The organism is Streptomyces sp. 63XJN7_1_ISO-PGPR-S23-121 (genome assembly GCF_056173025.1).
The window spans coordinates 5,466,376-5,481,294 of the sequence record NZ_CM149653.1 but is presented as its reverse complement, the minus strand read 5'-3'; the positions used below and the strand labels follow the sequence as shown (position 1 = coordinate 5,481,294).

The window sequence follows — 14,919 nt, the reverse complement described above, 5'->3', positions numbered from 1 at the left end:
CCCCTGATGACCACAACCCTGCGGCCGACCGAGCCGCTACAGCGCGCGGCCGACGGGAGCCGTTCACGCCGCTACCAGGTGTGCGTGAACAGCCGTCCCGTCGGCGCGATACACCTCGGCACCTCCCCGGCCTTCGGCGACTCGGTGGCCGTGATCCACCGGCTGAGCATCGACGAACCCGACCGCCGGCGGGGGAGGGGGACGGTCGCCGCGCTCGCCGCCGAGGAGGTGGCGCGGAGCTGGGGCTGCCGGCAGATCCAGGTGGGCGTCACCGCCGACGACGAGGCCGGCCCGCACCTCGCCGGAGCGCTCGGCTACGTCCTGCGCACCCGCGGCATGGTGAAGTCACTCGACGGCACCCCGCCCGTCCTGCCCCGGGGCAGCGGCCCGCGCCGCATGTCGTCCGCCGAGTTCGACGCCTGGCAGGCCTACCAGTCGGAGCAGTACGCCCGCACCTGGATGGCGCAGGGCGTCCCCGAGGCCGAGGCCCGCGCCAAGGCCCGCAACGACCACCGGACCCTGCTGCCGCGGGGCCTGGACACCGAGAACATGCTGTTCAGCGTGCTCGAGCACGACGGCGACCGGGTCGGCGTCCTGTGGCTGGCGCTGCGCGAGGACCGCGCCTACGTCTTCGACGTCGAGACCGACGCGGCCCACCGGGGGCGCGGGCACGGCCGCACGCTGATGCTCCTGGCCGAGACCCAGGCACTCGCCGCCGGCCGGCGCCTCGTCGGCCTGAACGTCTTCGCGGGCAACACCCCGGCCGAACGGCTCTACGAGTCGCTCGGCTACGAGACCACGCGCTACGGCTACTACAAGACGCTCCGGTAACGGCCGCGCCGGGCGGCGGTTCAGGCCTCCTGCCCGGCCAGCAGCCGGTCCGTGATCTCCTCGATGCGCCCGCGCAGGCCCTCCTGGCTCCGGCCGCCGTCGAGGCGCTCGCCGCCGATCACGTACGTGGGGGTGCCGGACACGCCGATCGCCTTGCCCTCGGCCTGGTCGGCGTCGACGACGAGGATGTGCCGGCCGTCGACGAGAGCGGTGTCGAACTCCTCGGCGTCCAGTCCCAGTTCCCGGGCCACCTCGACCAGCAGGGCCTCGCCCCTGCGGTCCAGCTCCGCGACCCGCCCCAGCACGGCCTCCACGTACGGCCAGCCCAGGCCCTGCTCCACGGCCTCCTCGGCGGCCTGCGCGGCGGCGAAGGCGTGCTTGTGCTTCTCCAGCGGGAAGTGCCGCAGGCGCACCTCGAGACGGTCGCCGTAGCGGGCGCGCAGGGCGCGCACGTCGTCCAGGGCGGTGTGGCAGTCCGGGCACTGCAGCTCGCACCAGACGTCGAGAACGGCAGCGGCGGCGGGGGAGGAGTCACTCATGCCCACAGTCTCCCAGCCTCCGCGCGGGCGCCCCAACGGGACCCGGGACGGTGCCCGTGCGCGCCGTCACCGGCACCTGGGGAGGAGCCGACCCCTAGATCTCCCTGATCCGGGGCCGGAGCGTGGCCCCCGCGGGCTCCGGCGGTGCAGGATGGAAGGGACGAAGTACTCATGCCCGACCGAGTCCAGCCTGGAGGACCGGATGATTGCCGAGACTGTCTGCTCCGCGGTGTCCGCGGCCGGCCTGGGCATCGCGGCGGTCACCGCGTACCGCAGGCGTTTCCTCGCGGCCGCCCGGATCGCCGCCTACTCACTGATCCCCATCGGCCTGGTGATGACGGGCATCGTGCAGTGGCTGGCCGACACTGCCTTCAGCCCGACGGCCTGGGCCGGCTTCGGCGTGCTGGGCGTCGCCTGGCTGCTCTTCATGACCACGCGCGCCGTGGAGCGCCGTCGCGGCGGCACCCGTGGGGAACGCAAGGAGGCCCGGGCAGCCGCCCGGCGCGAGGCGGTCGCCCCCGCGGCCTCCAAGCCCTCCCTGGGCGGCTCCGCCACCCCCGCGGCCTCCCGGCCGGCGAGCGCGCCCCGCGGTGACGAGGACTACAGCGACATCGAGGCCATCCTGAAGAAGCACGGCATCTGAGGACGCAAGCGGACCGCTGTGCCGCACTGAAACGACACACCGGTCCCGGGGCGTCAGCGGGCGCTCGCGAATGATCACAACCCGAACCGGACATTGCGCGTTCAACGAACACTCGGTCGTCACGGGCGTGTTGATCGCGCCGGGTGGGTGTGCTGCGACATCATCGGCGCGAGATGCCGGACCCGACTCAGCTGGACACACAGCTGGACACGAGACAGAGCGAAACCGCGCCACCGCCCGACGAGACGCGCGGCTGCCTCTTCGCCCTTTCCCAGCCACCGCTGATGATCTTCCTTGCGGTGATCGGGTGTCTGCTCCTCATGGCTTCGTTGCACGACCTGCTGATGCTGTGAGCCGTACCCGTGGTCCCCGGCGTCACCCGCCGGGGCCGCGTCGCCCCTCGTTCAGCCCGTGGCCTCCTTGCGCCGTGCCCGGTACGCGGCCACGTGCAGCCGGTTCCCGCACGTACGGCTGTCGCAGTACCGCCGCGAACGGTTGCGGGAGAGGTCGACGAACGCACGCCGGCAGTCGGGCGCCTCGCACCGGCGCAGCCGCTCCTGCTCCCCGGCGACCACGAAGAACGCCAGGGCCATGCCGCAGTCGGCGGCCAGGTGATCGGCGACCGAGGCACCGGGCGCGAAGTAGTGGATGTGCCAGTCGTAGCCGTCGTGGTCGGTGAGCCGGGGGGTGGTCCCGGCGCCGGCCACCAGTTCGTTGATCAGCCCGGCGGCGGCCTGGGGCTCCGGGGCGGCGAAGACGGCCGCGAACCGCCCGCGGATCCCGCGCACCGCCGCGAGGTCCAGCTCCGACAGGACGCCCACGTCACTGATCTCGTGCGTTCCCACGAAATGCTCGAGGGCCGCGACATCCGGCAGCCCGTCCGTGGCCGAGTCGTCCTCCGGCACGGTGTTCACCAGATCCACCACGGTGTCGAGCGCGCACCGGGTGTCGTGGGTGATCAGCACGTTCTGCTCCCTGGCCTGGGGGTCGGGCGCGGGCGCCCGCCGATGCTGGCCGATGGTAGTGGCTTCCGCGGCGGCCGGACCGGCTCCGCCCACGGCTCCGGCCGGCGGTTGCCGGTACAACGGCGGCGAACCGGCCTTGGTTCCCGCCGCCCACGGCTCCCCCGCGGCATCGGGCGGCGGCCCCGCCGCCCACGGCTCCCACCACGTCCGGCGGCGGCCCCGCCGCCCCGTGCGTGCGCCACCCGCCCCGCACGCGCACCGGCGCCGCCCCGCGGAGATCCGCGGCGGCGACGCCGGTCTGTGCCGTATGCGGTTGTCCTGGCCCGTGCCGTCACCCCGAGTCGACGGCGCCGGGCGGCTTCACGGGGCCTCGCCCTAGCTTTCCGCCAGGATGTGCGAGAGCTCCTGGTCGAGGTCGAAGTGCCGGTGTTCCGTGCCGGGGGGCACGGCGGCGTCTGTGCGCTTCAGGAAGGACTCCAGAGCCCGCGCCGGGGCCTCGAGCAACGCCTCCCCTTCCGGGGAGCTCAGGGCGATGCACACGACGCCCTGACCGTGACTGCGCGACGGCCAGACACGGACGTCGCCCGTGCCGGTGGGGCGATGGAGACCTTCGGCGAGGAGGTCGCGGGCGAACACCCACTCGACGGTCTCCTCGGCTCCGGTGTGGAAGGTGGCGTGCACGGCGTAGGGGTCGGCCGTGTCGTACCGCAGGCCTGCGGGGACAGGCAGGGAGGACTCGCTCGACACAACGAGGCGCAGGTGCAGCTCGCAGCTGACCGTGGTGTTCATAAGCGCCAGGGCCTTTCGCTCAGTGTGCGCTCGGGGATTCGCACGTCGGCGAAATCGACATGCCACCTACGGTGCCGTTGTAAACCCCTCTGAGTGTTTTGCGTGCGTTTACGTAACTCTTCCGGCCGAAAGATCGTTCGCGGTGTACGCCCATTCCGGTGACAGGTTTCGCTCCGGTAGTGTTTGGCCGTATGAACACGGGGAGTAACAAGCCTGACGAGGTCGTCGCGGCGCAGAACCGATCGGGGACGGACGGCACTCCGGAGCAGCGTGCGCTCGGGTCGCGGGCACCGGAATTCGTCAGGGCGCGCCGTGCCCTGCACGTCAGCTGGCAGGTCGGCGTCTTCGTCGTGGGACTCGCCGTGGTGGTGGCCGGCATCGTCATGCTGCCGCTGCCCGGTCCCGGCTGGGTCGTGATCTTCGGCGGCATGGCGATCTGGGCGACCGAGTTCGTGTGGGCCCAGCTGGTGCTGCGCTGGACCAAGCGCAAGGTCACCGAGGCGGCGCAGCGCGCACTCGACCCCAAGGTGCGCCGCCGGAACATCATCCTGACCGCGGTCGGCCTGGTGATCATCGGCGTGCTCGCCGGGATCTACCTGTGGAAGTTCGGCCTGGAGATGCCCTGGAAGATCAAGGACCAGTGATCCGCGGCGGACCGGCGACGGCCCGGCGGCCGCTGGTCACGGGCACCCCCTGACATGGGGTAATGTTCTTCCTGCGTCCGGGCGATTAGCTCAGTGGGAGAGCGCTTCGTTCACACCGAAGAGGTCACTGGTTCGAACCCAGTATCGCCCACCGGATCATCAGGCGGCCCGGCTCACCGATCGTGAGCCGGGCCGCTTCGTCGTGCGCGCCGGCCCGGACGGCCGGCCCCCCCCCGCGGTCGCGGTGCCGGGCGGCGGGGCCGTTCCGCTTCCGTCCGCCGTCATCCAACCGTGACCTTCCGCGGTGCGGGCCCCCGAAGCGCCGACGGCGTTCGGCCGGCCGGTCGCGCAGCGTCTACCTGCGGGTTTCCCTCCGTGCCGGGCGAGGGGGAGTGGCCGTCACCGTCGTGGCCCGTGATCGCGCTCCCACCAATTCCTGTCCGAATCATTGACGCGCCCGTGGGCCCTTCGTACCTTGTGCCAGCAAGCGCTTACTTGAAACGATTCATGGAGCGACGCGACGGCGCGGGGAGGCTCATGTGCAGCGGAATGGGAATGTGGAGAGGCGGACGATCCTCAAAGCGGCAGGCGCCTCGCTGGCCGTCACGGGACTGGGTGCGACGGCCACCGCGTGCGGTGGTGACAGCGGTGCGGGAGACGGAACGGTGACGATCCGTTACTCCTGGTGGGGTGCCGAGGACCGGGCCGAGCGCATCAACAAGACCATCGCGCTCTTCGAGAAGAAGTACCCGAAGATCAAGGTCAAGACCGACTTCCAGCAGTACAGCGACTTCTGGAAGAAGTTCAACACCCAGGCCTCCGGCGGGAATCCACCGGACGTCTTCCAGAATGCCATCGGATTTCTCCGCAAATACGACTCGAAGAATGTCCTGCTCGACCTGAGTGGGCAGGTCGAGGCGGGCAATCTCTCCATGGACGGTTTCCGGGCGGGCCTGGAGAAGTTCGGCGAGATCGACGGCAAGCTGCTCGGCGTGCCCGTCGGTTCCAATTCGATGGCCCTCGTCATCGACAAGCCCGTCTACACCCGGGCCGGCGTCACCCCCGAGCAGGGTTGGACCTGGGACGACTTCGACCGTGCGATGACGAGCATCCGCGACCGGAGCGGTCGCGCCGGGGACAGCGGCATGTACGGCGTCATGTACCTCTACGACCTGTACCTGCGCCAGAACGGCAAGGCCTTCTTCACCGAGGACGGACTCGGCTTCACCGAGGCCGACCTGACCCGGTGGTGGACCAAGGCGGAGAAGGGCGTGAAGTCCGGCCTGGTCGCCGACCCGAAGAAGGTCGTCCAGGTCAAGCCCAAGTCGGCGGTCGCGGCCGAGCTCGCGGGCGGCGAGTTCACCTGGGACAACTTCACCGTCCGCTACACCTCGGAGGGCAAGAGCGAGTACGGGATCGCGCCCATCCCCACCACGGACGGCAGGGCGACCGGCCAGTACCTCGGCTCCCTGATGCTCAGCGCCTCCAAGCGGACCCGGCACCCCAGGGAGGTCGCGCAGTTCATCGACTTCATGGTGCACGACCCCGAGGTCGCCAGGATCATGGGGTACGACCGCGGCGTCCCCGCGACTCAGGTCCAGTACGACGCCTACCGGCCGGCCGACCCGGTCGACAAGGCGATCGCCGCCTACGAGGAGTCCCTCGTGAAGGCGGGCGTCCTGCAGCCCATCACCCCGCACCCGAACGGTGCCGACATCTGCGAGGCCGCGTTCCTGCGCATCGCCGAGGAGATGGGGCTGGGCAAGCGGTCCGTGGACGACGCGGTCGAGCAGTTCTTCAACGAGTCGAAGACGGCTCTCGCCGGCTGATGGGAAGCGCCGTGACACACGCCCCCGCGACGGAGGGGCCGACCAGGGTCTCCGAACCGCGGCACGGTCCGGTGAAGCCCCCGGGTTCCGCCGCCCTGAAGCGGCGCCGGCGCCGGGACAACCTGGCCGGCTACCTCTTCATGTCCCCCTGGATCGCCGGTTTCCTGCTGCTGACGGCGGGACCGATGGTCGCCTCCCTCTACTTCGCCTTCACCGACTACGACCTGTTCGACGCACCCCGGTGGATCGGCCTGGACAACTTCTCCGAGATGTTCGGCGACCCCCGCTGGCGCCACTCGGTGCAGGTCACGCTCTGGTACGTGGTCGTCGGCACGCCGATCAAACTGGTCGCCGCCCTCGGCGTCGCGCTGCTGCTGGCGCAGAAGCGGCGCGGGCAGGCCTTCTACCGGGCAGCCTTCTACGCCCCGTCGCTGATCGGCGCGAGCGTGTCCGTCGCCATCGTGTGGAAGGCGATCTTCTCGGACGACGCGGCCGTCGACCGCACCCAGCGGCTCTTCGGCATCGACGCCGGCGGCTGGACCGGTGACCCGGACCTGATCATCTACAGCCTGGTGGCGCTCACCGTCTGGCAGTTCGGCGCGCCCATGGTCATCTTCCTGGCCGGCCTCAAGCAGGTGCCGCGCGAGCTGTACGAGGCGGCCGACGTCGACGGGGCGGGCAGACTGCGGCAGTTCTGGAACATCACCCTGCCGATGATCTCCCCGGTCCTCTTCTTCAACGTCCTGCTGGAGACGATCCACTCGTTCCAGATCTTCAGCTCGGCGTACATCGTCGGCGGCGGCGCCGGGGGCAACGCCTGCGGTCCGGCCGACGGCTCGATGGTCTACACCTGCTACCTGTACGTCCAGGGCTTCGAGAACAGCCGCATGGGCCTGGCCTCCGCCATGGCCTGGATGCTGCTCGTCGCGGTCGCCCTGGTGACTGCGGTGCTGTTCTGGTCCCAGAACCGCTGGGTGCACTACGAGGAGGGCGGCCGATGAGCGCGCGGGCCACGGACGTCACGCCGGCCCGGTCCACCACGGGAGCGCTGCGGCGCCGGCTGCCCGGCTCGCTCGCCTGGCACATCGGGTCACTGGCGATCCTCGCGGTGATCCTCTACCCGGTGATCTGGGTGATCGGCGGCTCGTTCAAGAGGAGCGAGGACATCGTCGGCAGCCTGGACCTCTTCCCGGGCGACCCGGTGCTGTCCAACTACACGAGCCTCACTGACGGCATCGCGGACATCCCCGTCTCCACGTTCTTCTTCAACTCCCTCTTCCTCGCGGTCGGCTCGGTGGCCGGGATCCTGGTGTCCTGCTCGCTCACGGCCTACGCCTTCGCCAAGATCAGGTTCGCGGGCCGCAACCTGCTCTTCACGCTGATGATCGGCACCCTGCTGCTGCCGTACCACGTGCTGCTGATCCCGCAGTACGTGCTGTTCCGCAACATGGGCATGATCAACACGTACACCCCGCTGCTGCTGGGCAAGTACCTCGCCACGGAGGCCTTCTTCGTCTTCCTGATGGTGCAGTTCATGCGCAACCTGCCCAGGGAACTGGACGAGGCGGCCCGTCTCGACGGCTGCGGGCACCTCCGCATCTACTGGTCGATCGTGCTCCCGCTGTGCCGACCGGCACTGATCACCAGCGCGATCTTCACCTTCATCAACTCCTGGAACGACTTCATGGGCCCGCTGATCTACCTCAACGAGCCCGGCAAGTACACCGTCTCGCTCGGCCTAAAGATGTTCGTGGACCAGGAGGGGCTGGCCAACTACGGCGGCATGATCGCCATGTCGCTCGTCGCCCTGCTGCCCGTCCTCGCCTTCTTCCTGGCCTTCCAGCGCTACCTGATCGACGGCATGGCGACGTCCGGGCTGAAGGGCTGAGGTGATCCGGTCATGACCGAGCCGCGCACCGGGACCCGGGCCGAACGCGGGGAGTCACGGCTCGCCGAGCGGTTCGCGCTGTTCGCGGAGTGCCTGCTGACCGGGGTGTGGATCGCGGTGGCCTCGCTGCCGCTGGTCACCTGCCCCGCCGCGTTCGCGGCCGGCGCGCGGCACCTCGGGCGCCGGCTCGCCCACGAGCGGGGCGGCCTGCGCGAGTTCGCGGCCGACTTCCGGGCCGCGCTGCGCCGGGGGTGGCTCGTCGGGCTCGCCGGATGGGCCGCCCTCGCCGTGGTGTGGGTGGACGTGCGGGCCGTACGGAACGGACTGCCGGGCGGCGCCTTCGTGGGCGTCGTCGGGGTGCTGGCCCTGATCGGCGCGGCCGTGGCCGGGCTGCGGGCGGCGGCCTCCTGGCGGCCCGGCGCCTCCTGGCGGTGCCTGCTGGGGGAGGCCGGCCGCCGTACCGTGCTCGACCCCGCGGGCTCCTTCCTGATCGTCGGCGGGCTGGCCCTGGTGGTCTGTTCCGCCTGGTTCAGCGCGCCGCTCGCGGTCGCGGTGCTGGGCGCCGTCGCGGCGGCGGCCGTCGCCGTGGAGGAGCGCTGCCGGCACCGCTGACGAGCGATGTCACCCCGTACCGGGGCCGGCGCCCCGGCGCCGTACCTCTGAGTGTCATGCCCCTGACATTCCCGTGCCCCACGCAACGGAAAGGAAAGGCCATGTCCCCCATCCCGCGCAGGTCCCTCCTCAAGGCGGCCGCCGTGGCCGGAGCCGCCGCCCAGTTCAGCTGGGCCCTGGGAAGCAGGAACGCCCAGGGCGCGCCGGCCGCCCCGACCGGCGACGACGGCCCCGTCACCCTGGCCTGGTTGGAGGACGGCGGTCTCGGCGCCGCCCCCGGTTCCACCGTCGGCGTCCCCTGGCCCCGCGGCACCCACCAGGAGGACCAGTCGTTCGCCGTGACCGACGCCGAGGGCACGGCCGTACCCGTGCAGTCCTGGCCCCTCGCGTACTGGCCCGACGGCTCCCTGAAGTGGACCGCGCACGCCGTCGGCTCGGGCAACGGCGCCCTCACCCTGACCGCCGGCACCCCGGCCGCACCCGCCCGCAGGGTCACCGTCCGCCGTCGCGGCGGCACCATCGACATATCGACCGGCGTCATCACCGCCAGGATCGGCACCTCGGGCGCCGCACTGATCAAGTCGGTCACCAGAGGCTCCACCGAGATCGCGAAGAACGGCCGCCTTGTGCTGCTGCGCCAGCCCGGGATCGAGGACGGCGACCAGGGCACGGTGACGTACGAGCGCTTCGACGGCGCCGTCGACGAGGTGAAGGTCGAGCAGGAGGGCCCGGTCCGCGCCGTCGTCCGCATCGACGGCAGGCACCGCAAGGGCCAACGCGGCCGGCTCCCCTTCTCCGTCCGCCTCTACTTCTACGCGGGCGCCGACTCCTTCCGCATGGTGCACACCGTCACCTTCGACGGCACCCAGGAGCCCGGCAGGGCGAGCGGCGACTTCGTCCGCGGCCTGGGCGTCCGCTTCACCGTCCCGATGCGCGACGAGTCCTACGACCGCCACGTCCGCATCGGCGGCGAGGGAACCGGCCTGCTGCGCGAGGCGGTCAAGGGCATCACCGGGCTGCGCCGCGATCCCGGGGCGGCCGTCCAGGCGGCGCAGTTCGCCGGGGAGAAGCTGCCCGACCCCGCCACCTGGGACCAGCGCGTCACCACCCGCCTCCAGTACATCCCCGAGTGGGGCGACTACACCCTCTCCCAGCTCTCCGCCGACGGCTTCACCCTGCGCAAGCGCACCAGGAAGGGGCACGGCTGGATCGGCGCCGGCGGTGGCCGGCGCGCCTCCGGCTTCGGCTACGTCGGCGGCGTGAGCGGCGGACTCTCCTTCGGCCTGCGCGACTTCTGGGAGAAGTACCCGGCCCAGCTCGACGTCCGCGACGCCCACACCGACGACGCCGAGGTCACCCTCTGGCTCTGGTCGCCCGAGGCCCAGCCCATGGACCTGCGCTTCTACCACGACGGCATGGGCCAGGACACCTACGCCGAACAGCTCGAGGGCCTCAACATCACCTACGAGGACCACGAGCCCGGCTTCGGCACCCCCTACGGCATCGCCCGCACCTCGGAGCTGCTGTTCTGGGCCAACGCCGCCACCCCGAGCGCCGAGAAGCTCGCCGAACAGGTCGAGGCCGTGCGCGTCCTTCCGCAACTGGCCGCCCCGCCCGGGCAGCTCGTCCGGGCCGGGGTCTTCGGCCGCGGCCTCTACTCCGAGCCCGACCGCTCCACACCCGCCAAGGCGAAGATCGAGGACCACCTCGACTTCCTCTTCACCTACTACAAGGACCAGGTGGAGCAGCGCCGCTGGTACGGCTTCTGGGACTACGGCGACATCATGCACACCTACGACACCGTCCGGCACCAGTGGCGGTACGACGTCGGCGGCTACGCCTGGGACAACTCGGAACTCTCGCCCGACCTGTGGCTCTGGTACGCCTACCTGCGCTCCGGCCGCGCCGACATCTTCCGCTTCGCCGAGGCGATGACCCGGCACACCGGCGAGGTCGACGTCTACCACCTCGGCAAGTGGGCCGGCCTCGGCACCCGGCACGGCGTGCAGCACTACGCCGACAGCGCCAAGCAGCAGCGCATCGCCAACACCACCTACCGCCGCTTCTACTACTTCCTCACCGCCGACGAACGCGTCGGCGACCTCATGCACGCCAACGTCGACTCCGACGAGACCTTCCTCGCGCTCGACCCGCTCCGCAAGATCCGCACCGAGCCGTACACGCCCGACCGCAACGCCCTGTCGATCGGCTTCGGCACCGACTGGAGCGGCCTGGTCTCGGCGTGGCTGACCGAGTGGGAACGCAAGGGCCCCCGATGGGAGAAGGCCAGGGCCCGCGTGCTGTCCACCATGGAGACCATCGCCGCCCAGCCCAACGGATTCGTGCAGGGCAGCGGCCTGTACGACCTGGACACCGGTAGATTCGCCGTCGCCGACGCCCCGAAGGTCGAGGTCTCCCACCTGTCGGCCGTCTTCGGCCTGGGCGAACTGTGCGCCGAACTGATCGACCTGGTCGACATGCCGGCGTTCAACGAGGCGTACTACGACTACTGCCGCTACTTCAACGCCTCCAAGGCCGAACAGGCGGCCCGCTACGGCAAGGACTTCGGCAGCCTCATCCTCTTCCAGGGCCACTCCCGCCTCGACGCCTACGCGGCCGTGCGGACCGGGGACGCACGGCTGGCCGAGCGCGCCTGGGACAGGTTCTACGACTCCGACGGCTACAAGGAGTCGGCACCCTGGGCGACGGAGAAGCTGAGCGGCCCCGCCGCCCTGGTGCCCGGCAGCGAGGCGAGCTGGGTCTCCACCAACGACACCGCCCTCTACGGCCTCGCCGCCATCGAGAATCTCGCGCTCCTGGGGGACCGGATGCCGTAGCCGGCACGTGAGCGGCGCGGGCGCGGGCACACTCCACGGGTGGACTGGAACCATTACGTCTTCCGCAGCCTGTGGACGCTGCCCGCGCCCGCCCCCGCCGTCTACCGTGCGCTCGAACGCGTCGAGGACTACCCCCGCTGGTGGCCTCAGGTCCGGGAGGTCACCCGTCTCGACGCCACCGGCGGCATCGTCCGGATCCGCTCCCTCCTCCCGTACGACCTCACCCAGACCGTGCGGGAGCTGCGCCACGACCCGGCGGCAGGTGTGCTGGAGGTCAGCCTGTCCGGCGACATCGAGGGCCGGGCCCGCTGGACGGTCGCCCCGGACGGCACCGGCGGCACCCACGTCCGCTACGACCAGGAGGTCGACGTCCGCAAGCCCCTGCTGCGCCGCCTCGCCGTGCCGGGACGGCCCCTCTTCCGGGCCAACCACCGGCTGATGATGCGGGCGGGCCGGCGCGGGCTGGCGGCCCACCTGCGAGCGGTTTGAAGGAACCGCGCCGGTCCCTGTATTGTTCAGTGCGTTCCCGGGCGATTAGCTCAGTGGGAGAGCGCTTCGTTCACACCGAAGAGGTCACTGGTTCGAACCCAGTATCGCCCACCGGGAAAAGCCGGTCCGTCACGCGACGGACCGGCTTCTTCGTGTGCTCACGCCGCCGCGGGCAGGTCCGGGCGCAGGGGCCAGGCGGGATCCACGGCCTCCTCGCTCCCGTTGAGCGCGAACCACGCCTGGAGACCCCGGGCCTGCCCCGCGTGCCACACCGCCTGGAGCGTGTGCAGCTCGGCGGCGGACAGACGCTCCAGCCGCGACTGGAAACGGCGCCCGACCGCCCGGACGACCCCCAGCGCGGCCTGCGCGTCGGCCGCCGCGTCGTGCGCGCCCTCCAGCTCGACACCGTAGTGCGCACACAGATCGGTGAGGGTGCGGCGGCCCTTGCGGTAGCGGTCCAGGTGCTTGTCGAGCACGCGCGGGTCGAGGACGTGCAGCGACGTCCGCTCCAGCCGGGCGGCCAGCGACGACGCCCGGTGCCGGCGCAACTCCCGGTCCAGCAGCGTCAGATCGAACGGCGCGTTCATCACCACCAGCGGACGTCCGGCCCGGGCCTGTTCGCCCAGCGCCTCGGCTATCTCGTGCATCACCGGTGCCGGCCAGCGTCCGTTGCGCTGCAGATGCTCCTCCGTCAGCCCGTGCACCGCCGTCGCCGCCTCGGGCACCGGCACGCCCGGGTTCACCAGCCAGCGGCTGACCCGGGGCCTGAGCCCCGGGGCGTCCTGGACGACCAGGGCCGCCGAGACGATCCGGTCGGTCTCGACGTCCACACCCGTGGTCTCCGTGTCGAAGGCGGCCAGCGGCCCCTCGAACCAGCACGTCATAGGGCACTCAACTCCTCGTTCGTACACGGCAGCTGACACGCCGTCCTCTGTCCCGGTTCGGTGATACCCGGGCTGTTTGCGGCGTACGCCGGAAGGACACAACAGGAGTACGGGTCTTTGCAGTTCAGCGACCCGCAGCGCGGATACACCAGTTCTGGAAGGCTGTTGGTCATGGCCATAACGCAGCCCGAACGGGGCGGGCTGCTGCCCGAGCGCACGGCGCCCACTCGCGGTTCCCTCGCCACCACCGCCTGCATGGAGACCCTGCAGGTCGGCTATCTGCACGCGGTCGCCGCGGCGGCCGGCTGCTCGTTGTCCCAGCCCTTCCCGGACAACGGCATCGACTGGCACGTCAGCCACAGCGCACCCGGCCACACCGTCGACGACGAGGTCACCATCAAGGTGCAGCTCAAGGCGACCTACCAGATCCCGCCCGGCCCGCCGGGCCCCTTCTTCTCCTTCGTGCTCGACAACGACCACCTGGCCAAGCTCGCCCGCACCCCGGTGTCCGTGCACAAGATCCTGGTCGTGATGATCGTCCCGCGCTCCCGGGACCAGTGGCTGCGCGCCGGCCACGACCGGCTGGACCTCAGGCACTGCTGCTACTGGACCAACCTCGCCGGACACCCGGTCACGGGCCGGCGGCGCACCACCGTGCGGATACCGACCGCACGGGTCTTCGACGACCGGGCGCTGTGCGAGATCATGACGCGGGTCGGGACGGGAGGGAAACCATGACGCACCGCCCCACCCCCGAGCCGCCGCGCCCCGTCCGGCTCCGTGCCGCCGACGCCGGCGGTACCGCCTGCGACGGCGGCACGCCCGAGCCCGCCGCCGTGGACCCGGCCGTGCTCGCCGCCCTGCTGCACCGGCACGGCTGGCACCGGCGCGGCGGCGCCCCGGGCCGCTACGGCCGCTGGACCCCGCCCGGCCCCGGCGGCGCCACCAGCCTGCTGGTGCCCGACAGCCGCGCCTTCCCCGACAGCGACGACCTGCTCGGCGAGGCGCTGCACGCCCTGTCCCGCAGCGCCGCGCCCTCCGCCCGGGAGATCCTCGTCTCCCTGGCCGTGCCCAGCGACGAGATCCGCTGGTGGCGCGACCTGCCCATCGGCCCGGCCGGCACCGCGCCCTGGACGGTGGAGGAGCAACTGCGATCCGCCGCCCGGAGCGTCCTCCTCGCCGGCGCCCTCGCCACCCGCGCGCGGGCCGGCTACCACGGGGCCCGGCACCGCCGCTCCGCCGCCGCGTCCCTGTCCAACGTCCTGGTCGGCCCCTCGCCCGACGGCCGCCGCCTCACCGCCTTCGTGCCCGTCACCACCGGCCGCCCCCTCGCCGTCCGCCTCCACCAGGCCCTCTTCGCCGCCCGCGAGGCCGTCGACTACCGGCGGGCCACCGGCGCCATGGACGCCTTCGACAGCGCCGTCGCGGCGGGCGTCAGCCACGAACTCACCGAGGCGCTCGTCACCCTCGTCCGCGGCACGGAGGGCGCCCGCGTCGCCGTGGCGTGGGCCCCGGCCGCCGGGGTGCCCGAGGGCTGCGCCGCCCGCGCCGAACCCGTCGAGTTCTCGCCCGGCGACCTGCCCGCCCTGCGCGAGGCCGGTGCCCGCTACCTGCGCGCGGAGCCGTCCGTACCGGTGCGGCTCACCGGCACGGTCGTCCGGATGCGCAGAACCGGCCCGCGCGGCGCCGGCACCGTACGGCTGCGGGTGCTCGCCGGGGCCGACGTCCCGCACGTGCGGATCACCCTGGACGAGGAGGCGTACCGGATCGCCGGGCACGCGCACCTCGTCGGGCTGCCCGTGCGCGTGCTGGGACGGCTCGAGAGCCGCGGCGGATTCCGCCGCCTCACCGGCGCCTGCGAGGTCGCCCCCGTGCAGGTCGACGACGCCGAGCGGGACCGGCTGCTGAAGGCCCTCCACGAGAACCTGGACGTCTTCGGGGAGGCCTGCGGCGGGGAGTGACTTCGACC

At 71.7% G+C, this 14,919-nt stretch carries 16 protein-coding genes and 2 tRNA genes; 14 read left to right on the top strand and 4 right to left on the bottom strand.

The genetic code is table 11. The features are described from left to right. Positions 1-6 precede the first annotated feature (6 nt). Positions 7-831, top strand: a complete 825-nt coding sequence (locus AC0VYN_RS24355; protein WP_475532695.1) for a GNAT family N-acetyltransferase — start codon at positions 7-9, stop codon at positions 829-831. Between the two features lie 20 nt (positions 832-851). Here AC0VYN_RS24355 and AC0VYN_RS24350 read toward each other — a convergent pair whose 3' ends face one another. Then, positions 852-1,370 (bottom strand): DsbA family protein, encoded by a 519-nt coding sequence (locus AC0VYN_RS24350; protein ID WP_475532694.1) that lies wholly within the window; start codon positions 1,368-1,370, stop codon positions 852-854. Between the two features lie 202 nt (positions 1,371-1,572). On the opposite strand from AC0VYN_RS24350, the gene AC0VYN_RS24345 reads away from it, so the two are divergent. Next, entirely contained in the window at positions 1,573-2,013 is a 441-nt protein-coding gene (locus AC0VYN_RS24345; RefSeq protein WP_475532693.1) for a hypothetical protein, read from the top strand. A gap of 173 nt (positions 2,014-2,186) precedes the next feature. After that, positions 2,187-2,366 carry a hypothetical protein gene (locus tag AC0VYN_RS24340; protein WP_385468006.1) on the top strand — a complete coding sequence of 60 codons (180 nt, stop codon included), beginning with the start codon at positions 2,187-2,189 and terminating at the stop codon, positions 2,364-2,366. Positions 2,367-2,417: 51 nt separating this feature from the next. Here AC0VYN_RS24340 and AC0VYN_RS24335 read toward each other — a convergent pair whose 3' ends face one another. Together AC0VYN_RS24335 and AC0VYN_RS24330 are read right to left on the bottom strand one after the other, a co-directional pair. Further along, the gene (locus tag AC0VYN_RS24335) at positions 2,418-2,978 is read right to left on the bottom strand and encodes a CGNR zinc finger domain-containing protein (RefSeq protein WP_475532692.1); all 561 of its coding nucleotides are present in this window, start codon (positions 2,976-2,978) and stop codon (positions 2,418-2,420) included. Positions 2,979-3,353: 375 nt separating this feature from the next. After that, entirely contained in the window at positions 3,354-3,767 is a 414-nt protein-coding gene (locus AC0VYN_RS24330; RefSeq protein WP_004002642.1) for an SsgA family sporulation/cell division regulator, read from the bottom strand. Between the two features lie 191 nt (positions 3,768-3,958). On the opposite strand from AC0VYN_RS24330, the gene AC0VYN_RS24325 reads away from it, so the two are divergent. The 9 genes from AC0VYN_RS24325 to AC0VYN_RS24285 all read left to right on the top strand — a co-directional run bounded on the left by AC0VYN_RS24325 (position 3,959) and on the right by AC0VYN_RS24285 (position 12,177). Beyond that, positions 3,959-4,411, top strand: coding sequence for a TIGR02611 family protein (locus AC0VYN_RS24325; RefSeq protein ID WP_475532691.1), 453 nt, complete (start codon positions 3,959-3,961; stop codon positions 4,409-4,411). A gap of 79 nt (positions 4,412-4,490) precedes the next feature. Next, positions 4,491-4,562, top strand: a tRNA-Val gene (locus tag AC0VYN_RS24320). Between the two features lie 388 nt (positions 4,563-4,950). Beyond that, entirely contained in the window at positions 4,951-6,240 is a 1,290-nt protein-coding gene (locus AC0VYN_RS24315) for an ABC transporter substrate-binding protein (RefSeq protein WP_475532690.1), read from the top strand. Further along, on the top strand, positions 6,240-7,241 hold the full coding sequence (locus AC0VYN_RS24310; protein WP_475532689.1) for a carbohydrate ABC transporter permease: 1,002 nt from the start codon (positions 6,240-6,242) through the stop codon (positions 7,239-7,241). Before AC0VYN_RS24315 ends, AC0VYN_RS24310 begins: the two co-directional genes overlap by 1 nt. After that, complete coding sequence (locus AC0VYN_RS24305; RefSeq protein WP_475532688.1) at positions 7,238-8,128, top strand: carbohydrate ABC transporter permease; 891 nt, start codon at positions 7,238-7,240, stop codon at positions 8,126-8,128. The genes AC0VYN_RS24310 and AC0VYN_RS24305 overlap by 4 nt, the downstream gene beginning before the upstream one ends. Positions 8,129-8,140: 12 nt before the next feature. Then, positions 8,141-8,740: a hypothetical protein gene (locus AC0VYN_RS24300; RefSeq protein ID WP_475532687.1), complete on the top strand. Its 600-nt coding sequence runs from the start codon at positions 8,141-8,143 to the stop codon at positions 8,738-8,740. A gap of 101 nt (positions 8,741-8,841) precedes the next feature. Beyond that, positions 8,842-11,577, top strand: a complete 2,736-nt coding sequence (locus tag AC0VYN_RS24295; RefSeq protein ID WP_475532686.1) for an exo-rhamnogalacturonan lyase family protein — start codon at positions 8,842-8,844, stop codon at positions 11,575-11,577. A gap of 39 nt (positions 11,578-11,616) precedes the next feature. Then, positions 11,617-12,066, top strand: a complete 450-nt coding sequence (locus tag AC0VYN_RS24290; protein WP_475532685.1) for an SRPBCC family protein — start codon at positions 11,617-11,619, stop codon at positions 12,064-12,066. A gap of 39 nt (positions 12,067-12,105) precedes the next feature. Further along, a tRNA-Val gene (locus AC0VYN_RS24285) sits at positions 12,106-12,177 on the top strand. 47 nt (positions 12,178-12,224) lie between these two features. On the opposite strand, the gene AC0VYN_RS24280 is transcribed toward AC0VYN_RS24285, so the two are convergent. Beyond that, a complete protein-coding gene (locus AC0VYN_RS24280; protein WP_475532684.1) occupies positions 12,225-12,950 on the bottom strand; it encodes an exonuclease domain-containing protein in 726 nt (241 codons plus the stop codon). Between the two features lie 171 nt (positions 12,951-13,121). Here AC0VYN_RS24280 and AC0VYN_RS24275 point away from each other — a divergent pair, with 171 nt between their 5' ends. Together AC0VYN_RS24275 and AC0VYN_RS24270 are read left to right on the top strand one after the other, a co-directional pair. After that, positions 13,122-13,688 carry a DUF4365 domain-containing protein gene (locus AC0VYN_RS24275; protein ID WP_385469501.1) on the top strand — a complete coding sequence of 189 codons (567 nt, stop codon included), beginning with the start codon at positions 13,122-13,124 and terminating at the stop codon, positions 13,686-13,688. Next, positions 13,685-14,911, top strand: coding sequence for a hypothetical protein (locus AC0VYN_RS24270; RefSeq protein ID WP_475532683.1), 1,227 nt, complete (start codon positions 13,685-13,687; stop codon positions 14,909-14,911). The genes AC0VYN_RS24275 and AC0VYN_RS24270 overlap by 4 nt, the downstream gene beginning before the upstream one ends. Positions 14,912-14,919: the final 8 nt, after the last annotated feature.

What these genes read in the sequence shown, in the direction of transcription:
- AC0VYN_RS24355 (WP_475532695.1), top strand. Translation starts at nt 7, where the DNA reads ATGACCACAACCCTGCGGCCGACCGAGCCGCTACAGCGCGCGGCCGAC.
- AC0VYN_RS24350 (WP_475532694.1), bottom strand. Translation starts at nt 1,370, where the DNA reads ATGAGTGACTCCTCCCCCGCCGCCGCTGCCGTTCTCGACGTCTGGTGC.
- AC0VYN_RS24345 (WP_475532693.1), top strand. Translation starts at nt 1,573, where the DNA reads ATGATTGCCGAGACTGTCTGCTCCGCGGTGTCCGCGGCCGGCCTGGGC.
- AC0VYN_RS24340 (WP_385468006.1), top strand. Translation starts at nt 2,187, where the DNA reads ATGCCGGACCCGACTCAGCTGGACACACAGCTGGACACGAGACAGAGC.
- AC0VYN_RS24330 (WP_004002642.1), bottom strand. Translation starts at nt 3,767, where the DNA reads ATGAACACCACGGTCAGCTGCGAGCTGCACCTGCGCCTCGTTGTGTCG.
- AC0VYN_RS24325 (WP_475532691.1), top strand. Translation starts at nt 3,959, where the DNA reads ATGAACACGGGGAGTAACAAGCCTGACGAGGTCGTCGCGGCGCAGAAC.
- AC0VYN_RS24310 (WP_475532689.1), top strand. Translation starts at nt 6,240, where the DNA reads ATGGGAAGCGCCGTGACACACGCCCCCGCGACGGAGGGGCCGACCAGG.
- AC0VYN_RS24305 (WP_475532688.1), top strand. Translation starts at nt 7,238, where the DNA reads ATGAGCGCGCGGGCCACGGACGTCACGCCGGCCCGGTCCACCACGGGA.
- AC0VYN_RS24300 (WP_475532687.1), top strand. Translation starts at nt 8,141, where the DNA reads ATGACCGAGCCGCGCACCGGGACCCGGGCCGAACGCGGGGAGTCACGG.
- AC0VYN_RS24295 (WP_475532686.1), top strand. Translation starts at nt 8,842, where the DNA reads ATGTCCCCCATCCCGCGCAGGTCCCTCCTCAAGGCGGCCGCCGTGGCC.
- AC0VYN_RS24280 (WP_475532684.1), bottom strand. Translation starts at nt 12,950, where the DNA reads ATGACGTGCTGGTTCGAGGGGCCGCTGGCCGCCTTCGACACGGAGACC.
- AC0VYN_RS24275 (WP_385469501.1), top strand. Translation starts at nt 13,122, where the DNA reads ATGGCCATAACGCAGCCCGAACGGGGCGGGCTGCTGCCCGAGCGCACG.
- AC0VYN_RS24270 (WP_475532683.1), top strand. Translation starts at nt 13,685, where the DNA reads ATGACGCACCGCCCCACCCCCGAGCCGCCGCGCCCCGTCCGGCTCCGT.